The following is a 7,708-nucleotide window of genomic DNA, read 5'->3' as shown; positions in this document are numbered from 1 at the left end:
GCCGCCCCGCACAGGGGCAACACCAATATACCTACATGAAAACAAGGAAAGGCCAACACCACCAAGAACCACGACCCACAACCCACAACCCAAAACAAAACACAACAAAACAACTCTCAAACCAACTCTTACCCCTTCACATTCAGTTGCGCACGCAACCACATCGCATAGGTAACAAACCCCACCCCAAGCTCGATGCCATCAACACGAGTCCAACTCACATACCTATCCTGCGTGCCCGCCACAGGCTGCGGCACCGCAAATTCCACCCGCTCCATACCCGGCCGATACGCCTCATTCGGCCAGAACACCGGCATGATGCGGCGCCCTTCCATCTCATCGCGCAACGCTGCGGGCCCGCCTTCATCCGTCACGACATCGCATTGCGCCGCCCAGTCGTGCGCGTCCCACGCGAGAAACACGCCCGCATTGCCCGCCGCATCGAAAGTGAGCACCGCGTTCTGTTCAGGCCGCCAATAATATTCAACGATCCGCTCGCGCTGCGCGAGCTCGTCCAGCACCTCGGCCGTACGCTGGTCCGCATACGCCGCCCCCACCCCGTGCACACCAATATGCCCGCGCCCCGCGCAAAACTTGCGCTGCGCATTACCGAGCGCTTGAGCGAGCTTGCGCGTCATGCCCGGATCCGACTTCTTCAGGTAAAAATGAATGAGCCCCGCGTTGAACGCGTCCACGGCATGCGATTCGTCAGCGGTGCCGGTGAGCAGGATGCGCGTGCAGTTCGCGTCCTTCACCGAGTCGAGAAATTCGAGTCCGTCCTGACCCGGCATGTCGTAGTCCACCACAATGGCCGCAACGTCAGCGAAGCGGCTTGCGTCAGCCATCACGTCCTGGCCCAGCGCGTTGCCGCCGCGCTTCTCGAACTCCGACCACGCCGCGCCCGACATCGGGCTATGGCCCGCGTCGCTTGTGCCGTGCGCCTCGATGAACGCGCGCGCCTCGGGCTGCGAGGTGAAGAAGTGATGCGTGTGCGCATTCGGGAAAAAGCCGCGCAGGGCGTGAAGAAAATCCGCGCTGTCGTCAAGGAAGACCACAGATACGGGGTAGAAAACCGGCTGTCTGACGATGGAACTCATGTAATGGCCTCTGTTCGCGCGACAGGCCTGCGGCAGGTCTCGATGCGCCTCTCGATCTGCAACCCAGCGCGCTGATTCGACACGCGATCCATTGCGCATCGCTCCGCAACCCGTAGCTGCCAGATTATGCGGCCTCGCGGGCGCGCCCCGCAACCGCTGCACACGCTCCGCACGACGCGTAGCCCGTTTTCGGACGCGCGTAATCGTTTGCGCGGGCATCCGGCTGCGCGTGTGCATACAAGCCAGTACGCACAGGCCATTCAAGGATCGCCTCGAGTATGTGATGAAGACGGTATTGGCGACCCGGGAAGCCGACGAGAATTGGCGCATGTCTTCAAACATCGAAGGCATGCGTGGCCGCCGCCAGCGGCCAGTTCCATCTGGAGTACTTCAATGAATGCCCGTGAATCGATCCCCGCCGTGCTTTCCCGTGGCGCACACGGCTTTACCGACGAAATCATGGAGGCCACGCCGAGCAAGACCTTCCATCATGTCATCGACATTTATCTCAAGGACTCGAATGCGTTCATGAACACTTACTTCGCCCGCTACTTCGAATGGCAGGGCATTTGCCGCGAGCGCTGGTTCCACGAATGCATCCACAATAATCTGCTCGCGGCGGGCGGCATCTTCGTAACGAAGCGCGCGCACCAGGAGTATGTGCAAGAGACGTTTCCGTTTCAGCGCGTCGATTGCTATCTGAACACCTTCCAGGTGCGCCAATGCTCCGCCTATCTTGTGTTTCGCTTTTGCGTGGACGGGCGTCCCGTTTCGCTCGGTTACCAGCAGATTCTCTTTACCGGCACCGACAAGCGGATTCGCCGTTTTCCGCCGGGGATCATCGAGCGCGTCAAGGAATATGAGCTCATTCTGCCCGCAGGGGCCAACTGAGGCTCGACTCAGACCGTAGCCAGGCTGAATTCGTGCCGTTAGTGACTCAACCTGTATAGTCCTGCCCCGCCGGCCACCGGCGGGCCTTGGCCGCCGGATCGTGGAGCGCGCGATCGGCGGCCGACCCCGGTTCGGGAAGATGGAGCGTGAAGGTGGTCGCCACGTTGGGCTCGGACTCGCAGGCAATGGCGCCGCCCAGCGCCTCCGCTACGCGCCGGCAGAACGGGAGCCCCATGCCCGCACCCTTGCCGTGCGATTTGGTGGAATAGAACGGCTCGAAAATATGCGGGAGCACGTCGGCGCCAATGCCGGGGCCGTTATCGGAAAAGCGCAGCACGCAATAGCCGCCCTCGCTCGTTGCCGCAATCTCCACACTGCCGCCGCCGCCCGAGTGAATCGCAAACAGCGCGTTCTTGAGCAGGTTGAAGAGCACGAACACGATCAGCGAATCGGAGCCCGAAAACTTCAGTTGCGCTTCGATCGGCAACACGTTGACCAGTTCGCGCTCGCCGGGGCGGAACGGAAAGCGTTCGAGCGCCGCGTTCACGCAGGAGCGGATCGAGCAGGCCTCGAAGCTGCGGCGGTCGAGCCGGTCGAGTGTGAACGACGCGAGCGACATCTCGACGACGGTGCTCGTGCTGTCCACCTGGCGCTGTATCGAAGTGGCCAGCGACGAAAGACGCTCCGACTGGCCCGGGTAGAGGCCGTCCACGCACAACTGGTGCTGCACCGCCAGCTGGTAGCCGCGCATGAGCTCGGGCAGCACAGTGCCGATTTCCTCGGCGTGCATGCCGATGGCCGCAAGCGGCGTGGCCACCTCGTGCGCCACTGTCGCGGCGAGCAGGTAGGGCCGCATGAGGCCGTAGCGCACGATGGTCACGGCGAGTATGCCGAGGCTCACGGCGATGACGACGGCGCCCACCGGATAGAACGCAATGCCGTAATTGACCGCGTAGTCGGTAGCGGCCAGCCCGTAGAGACACAGGCTCAGCAAGCAGAGATCGAGCAGCCTGCGGCGGTCTTGCGCCTGGGTCTGACGCCGCGCCGCCAGCAGCAGCCAGGCGCAGCGCAGCGCGAGCAGCACGGTTTGCGCGACGTGCACGGGATGCAGCAGCCCCGCGCGCGGATACTTGCCGAAGAAGAAAGTGCCGTAGCCCGCGACCACTTCGTCGCTCACCGCCAGCCCCATGGCAAGGGCGATGCACAGGCCGTACGACGCGAAGAGCCACGGGCGCTCGCTGCGCCGCGCGGCGACTTCGATCACGAAGTGATAGAAGGTCGTGGGCAGAAACAGGATGAAGAGATAGCCGAACTTGACGAGCGCACCCGCAAGCTCGGGGTCCGATATCTGAAACAGGAACGCCCAGCTGCCCTGCCAGACGAAGGTGGTCCCGCACATCGACGCAAAAGGCAGTGAAAGGCGCGTCACGCCTTCCGTGAGCAGTACGTACACACCGAACCCGAGAAACAAGGCGGATACGAACGCGGGCAAGATCGAATACATAAATTTGTCGCGTGAATTCTTGTTTTCTTCGAACGGCGCGTGGCGTGGTCGCGCCGGGCAAGGCTCCTGTTCTGGCGCTCGCACGCCGCGTGTCAAACGGCTTCGATGCCACGGCCGCGCGCCCCTTTTGCCGCACCTGCGGCTTTGGGGGCGTCCCCGTGCGACCCTTCCAGTCTTCCTGTCTGCCGCCGCCCGCGGCGCTTCACGGCCTGCGTATTGCACTGCGAGGCACACCGTGGCGGCAAGCATGCACGCACATGAAGCCAGGAGGCCCGTAGGCCGCCTGTGCATAACGGCCATGGGCGGCGCGCTGATCCTTACGATTATCGCCGGGATCGACGACTCTTGCCTGAAATTCCGTTTAACCCGACGCAAAGATGCGTAGCGAATCACCTGCGCAGCGCAAGCGGCGCTCCCCCCTGAACCACGCCGTCAGTCTCGGGCGCGCACTTGGCCGCCTGGCTCGGCGCTGCCGCCGAAGCGCCGCCGGTATTGCGCCGGCGTCACGCCCATATGCTTGATGAACGCGCGCCGCAAGGTGTCGGCGTTCGCGAAGCCGCAGCGGGCCGCCACGCGCTTGGGCGCCTCGCCGTGCGTTTCGAGCAGCTCGCGCGCCGCGTCGACGCGCACGGCCTCGACCCACGCAGCGGGCGTAATGCCCACCTCGGCCTGGAACAGGCGCGCGAAATGGCGCGGGCTCAGCCCCACGCGCGCCGCGAGTTCGGGCACGCGGTGCGCGAGCGCCGGATTCGCGGCCACCCAGCGCTGCACCTCCTGCAGCGCGGAGCGCCCCGCCGGGCGCGTCTCGCCCTTGCGGCTGAACTGCAGCTGACCGCCGGTCCGCTTGAAGAACATCACGAGCTGGCTCGCCACGCGCATGGCGATCTCGCGCCCCAGATCCTCCTCGACGAGCGCGAGCGCCAGATCGAGCCCCGCCGTGACGCCCGCCGCCGTGCGCAGCTTGCCGTCGCGCACGTAGAGCGAATCGGCTTCGATGGAGACCGTCGGGCACGCCTGCGCGAGCGCCTCCACAGCGGCCCAGTGCGTGGTCAGCCGGCGTTTGTCCAGCAGCCCGCTGGCCGCCAGCGCGAACGCGCCCGTGCACACTGAGCCGTAACGCCGCGCGCGCGCCGCCGTGGCGCGCAGCCAGTCGAGCACGCGCGGTGCGAGCTGGAGCGTGGCGGCGTCGGGCGCGCCGGCCACGAGCAGCGTGTCGACGCGCTCTCGCGTCTGCCCCGCCACCTCGTCGGGCAAGAGGCGCACGCCCGCGGAGCTGCGAATGGGTCCCGCACGGCACGCGATCACGCGCAAGTCGTACACCGTGCGCCCCGCTTCCGTATTGGCCTGAGCGAACACGTCGAGCGGACCGCTCACGTCGAGCAGCTGCACGCCGGGCAGCGCAAGAATGGCGACGATTTTAGGCATAGGGGGTCAGGCTCCGGCATGTGTGCGCGCCACCGCGACAGCACGTGGACAGCCGCGCAGCGCATGCGTCCGGTTCTCGCACGAAATGGCAGAAAACGACGTCTCACGTCAATTAAGGACAATGCTATCACGGACCACAATGGACTCCACCTTCCCCCCTCGATGGAGTCCAGCCATGAGCCTCGACCTTGCCGGCGTCGCCGTCCCCGACAGCCAACTCGCACGCGAAATCACCGAATTCGTGCGCGACACCGAATCGCCCCTGCTGTTTCATCACTCGAGCCGCGTCTACTACTTCGGCGCGCTGGCCGGCCTGAAACGCGAGCTGAAGTTCGACCGCGAGCTGCTGTACGCGGGCGCCATGTTTCACGACGTCGGCCTCATGCACTCGCACAGCAGCGAACACGAGCGCTTCGAAGTGGACGGCGCGAACGCCGCCCGCGACTTCCTGCGAGCGCGTGGCATCGCACAGCACGATCTCGATCTCGTGTGGACCGCCATCGCCCTTCACACCACGCCTGGTATTCCTCAGCATATGCACCCCGTGATCGCACTCGTCACGGCGGGCGTGGAGATGGATGTGCTCGGGCTCACCTACCGCGAGTACAGCGACGCGCAACGCGAAGCCGTCGTGCACGCGCATCCGCGCACGGAGCACTTCAAGGAGGACATCATCCAGGCGTTCTACGACGGCATTCGTCACAAGCCCGGCACGACCTTCGGCAACGTGAAGGCCGACGTGCTCGCCGACAGGGACCCGCATTTCCACGCGGGCAACTTCTGCAGCGTGATCCGCGGCTCCGCGTGGCGCGGCTAGCGACGAACGTCGCGCTGGAGCGGCTCCTTGCACGCGCATAACCCGCGGTGGCGGCAGCCGTGTCCGGCCGCGTGCCGCAATGCTATCCTTGACGGTCGCCCCCGGCCGATATGTCGGCCGGGGCGCAACCACACAACCTGGAATGGTCGGGGATACCATGCAGCACAGCGCGAAGCGCACGGCAGGCCGCACGCGGCCCGACCGTTTCTCCAGCATCGTCATGAAACGGCCGCGTCTCGTGGTGACGCTGTGCTTCATCGGCGCCATGACGCTTGTGACCATCGTGGGCTTGCGCCAGCTCTACAACCTCGCGCGCGACGACCTGCAAAGCCGCCAGCGCGACCTCGAAGTGCGCGCCGTGGGCGTGGATGCGCTCATCGACTCCGAGCGCCGCCGCCTCCTGTTTCTGCGCAACTACGCCGAGCACGTGCTCGCCTCCGAGAGGCAGCAACGCATCGGCATTCAGAACCCCGCCGTGCAAGCGGTGCTTGGCGAAACCTCGCGGCCGGTCTGGCAGACGCCCGGCTCGCTAAGCGGTCCGGCCGTGTTCGGCACGAACGCGGCAGCCCTCGCGGGCCTCGACGGCTTTCATCGCAACGAAGCCTTGCTGCCCGGCGACATTGCGCTCGCACGCACGCTCAGCCCGCTCGTGGAAATCAGCCAGCACGCGGACGCCGTGCAGAGCACGGTGGCGTTCATCTCGCCCAACGGCGTGTTCGTGATCGCGCCCGAGCATCAGGACCTGAGCGTGCCCGAGTTGCTGCGCCGCTTCAACACCATGAACTACTACCGCGGCCAGCTGCCCGAACGCAATCCGCGCCGCGACGTGCTCTGGACGCCCGTCTACAGCGGGCTGCAAAAGGGCGAAGCCATTTCCACCTTGAGCGCACCCGTCTATCTCGGCAACCAGTTTCGCGGCGCCGTGGTGATGGACATCACGCAGTCGCGCCTGCTCTCGCTGCAGCTCTCCACCGGCGGACCAATCGACGATGAGGACGATCCCGTTGAGTTCGGGCTCCTGAACACCAACGGGAGCATCGTGTACTTTCGCAACGGCGTGGTGATCGATGAGCGCCCGGCACGCTTTAGCGCCAGCCTGCTGCAAACGGCCAGGACTTCCGTCGATACATGGATGCAGCGCGGCTCCGGCTATATCGAACGCAATGGCCAATACCTGCTCTATCGGCGCATCGGCCAGTCGCACTGGATGCTTATGGCGCCAACCAACAACGCCGAGCTCACGCTCGCCACGGCGCGCCGGGTGTTGAGCAGTCCGCTGATTGCCGCGTGGATCGTGCTAGGCGTGCTGCTGGTGAGCACGCTGCGCATCGTGACCAACATTTTCGGCCACTATGTTGAGGCGAGCGAGCGGCTCGAGACACTCGCCCGCAGCGACCCGCTCACGGGTCTCCCGAACCGGCGCCGGTTTCAGGAGGCATTCGCGGAAGCGCTCGAACGCGCGACCCGCGCATCGCAACAACCGGTTGCGTTGGCCGTGCTCATGCTCGACATCGACTTTTTCAAGCGAGTGAATGACTGCTTCGGCCACGCAGCCGGTGACCACGTGCTCACCGTCCTCGCCGAAATCCTGCGCGCGAGCCTGCGCAGCGTCGACTTGCCTGCGCGCATGGGCGGCGAGGAATTTGCCGCGCTGCTGCCCGATGCCGATCTCGCAACGGCCACCGCCGTGGCCGAACGCGTGCGCCTGGCGGTCGAGGCCCATGCGCGCGACGCAGCGGCGTTGGCGAGCGCCGCACATCCCGAGGCCATCGCGTTCACGGTGTCCATCGGCGTGGCCGCAAGTCCGGTGGACTGCCCCGCCGATTACGAGGCACTCATGCATGTGGCGGACCAGCGGCTCTATGTGGCGAAGGAAGGCGGGCGCAACCGCGTGGTGGGTGTGGACGAGCAAGTGCCGGACGCCCGCGCATAACGTACGTAACGCGTGCTATAGCGTGCTGTGCTGCGCCGCAT

General features: G+C 65.3%; 6 protein-coding genes. 3 read left to right on the top strand and 3 right to left on the bottom strand.

What is annotated here, in order from left to right:
* Positions 1–128: 128 nt before the first annotated feature.
* Complete coding sequence (locus EYW47_RS37710; RefSeq protein WP_133199895.1) at positions 129–1,097, bottom strand: response regulator; 969 nt, start codon at positions 1,095–1,097, stop codon at positions 129–131.
* A 393-nt stretch (positions 1,098–1,490) separates the two neighbouring features.
* Here EYW47_RS37710 and EYW47_RS37705 point away from each other — a divergent pair, with 393 nt between their 5' ends.
* Entirely contained in the window at positions 1,491–1,988 is a 498-nt protein-coding gene (locus EYW47_RS37705) for an acyl-CoA thioesterase (protein WP_133199894.1), read from the top strand.
* A gap of 46 nt (positions 1,989–2,034) precedes the next feature.
* Here EYW47_RS37705 and EYW47_RS37700 read toward each other — a convergent pair whose 3' ends face one another.
* Entirely contained in the window at positions 2,035–3,492 is a 1,458-nt protein-coding gene (locus tag EYW47_RS37700) for a sensor histidine kinase (protein WP_133199893.1), read from the bottom strand.
* Between the two features lie 432 nt (positions 3,493–3,924).
* On the bottom strand, positions 3,925–4,917 hold the full coding sequence (locus EYW47_RS37695) for a GlxA family transcriptional regulator (RefSeq protein ID WP_133199892.1): 993 nt from the start codon (positions 4,915–4,917) through the stop codon (positions 3,925–3,927).
* A gap of 175 nt (positions 4,918–5,092) precedes the next feature.
* Here EYW47_RS37695 and EYW47_RS37690 point away from each other — a divergent pair, with 175 nt between their 5' ends.
* Positions 5,093–5,734, top strand: coding sequence for an HD domain-containing protein (locus tag EYW47_RS37690; RefSeq protein ID WP_133199891.1), 642 nt, complete (start codon positions 5,093–5,095; stop codon positions 5,732–5,734).
* A gap of 157 nt (positions 5,735–5,891) precedes the next feature.
* Positions 5,892–7,667 (top strand): diguanylate cyclase, encoded by a 1,776-nt coding sequence (locus tag EYW47_RS37685; protein ID WP_165976796.1) that lies wholly within the window; start codon positions 5,892–5,894, stop codon positions 7,665–7,667.
* Positions 7,668–7,708: the final 41 nt, after the last annotated feature.

Origin of the sequence: Paraburkholderia silviterrae (genome assembly GCF_004353915.1) — a bacterium.
Taxonomy (GTDB): Bacteria; Pseudomonadota; Gammaproteobacteria; order Burkholderiales; family Burkholderiaceae; genus Paraburkholderia; species Paraburkholderia silviterrae.
Note: the sequence above shows the minus strand (reverse complement) of the source record. Positions and strands in the feature narration are given on the sequence as shown.

Coding starts and splice junctions, on each gene's coding strand:
- EYW47_RS37710 (WP_133199895.1), bottom strand. CDS start 1,097: ATGAGTTCCATCGTCAGACAGCCGGTTTTCTACCCCGTATCTGTGGTC.
- EYW47_RS37705 (WP_133199894.1), top strand. CDS start 1,491: ATGAATGCCCGTGAATCGATCCCCGCCGTGCTTTCCCGTGGCGCACAC.
- EYW47_RS37700 (WP_133199893.1), bottom strand. CDS start 3,492: ATGTATTCGATCTTGCCCGCGTTCGTATCCGCCTTGTTTCTCGGGTTC.
- EYW47_RS37695 (WP_133199892.1), bottom strand. CDS start 4,917: ATGCCTAAAATCGTCGCCATTCTTGCGCTGCCCGGCGTGCAGCTGCTC.
- EYW47_RS37690 (WP_133199891.1), top strand. CDS start 5,093: ATGAGCCTCGACCTTGCCGGCGTCGCCGTCCCCGACAGCCAACTCGCA.
- EYW47_RS37685 (WP_165976796.1), top strand. CDS start 5,892: ATGCAGCACAGCGCGAAGCGCACGGCAGGCCGCACGCGGCCCGACCGT.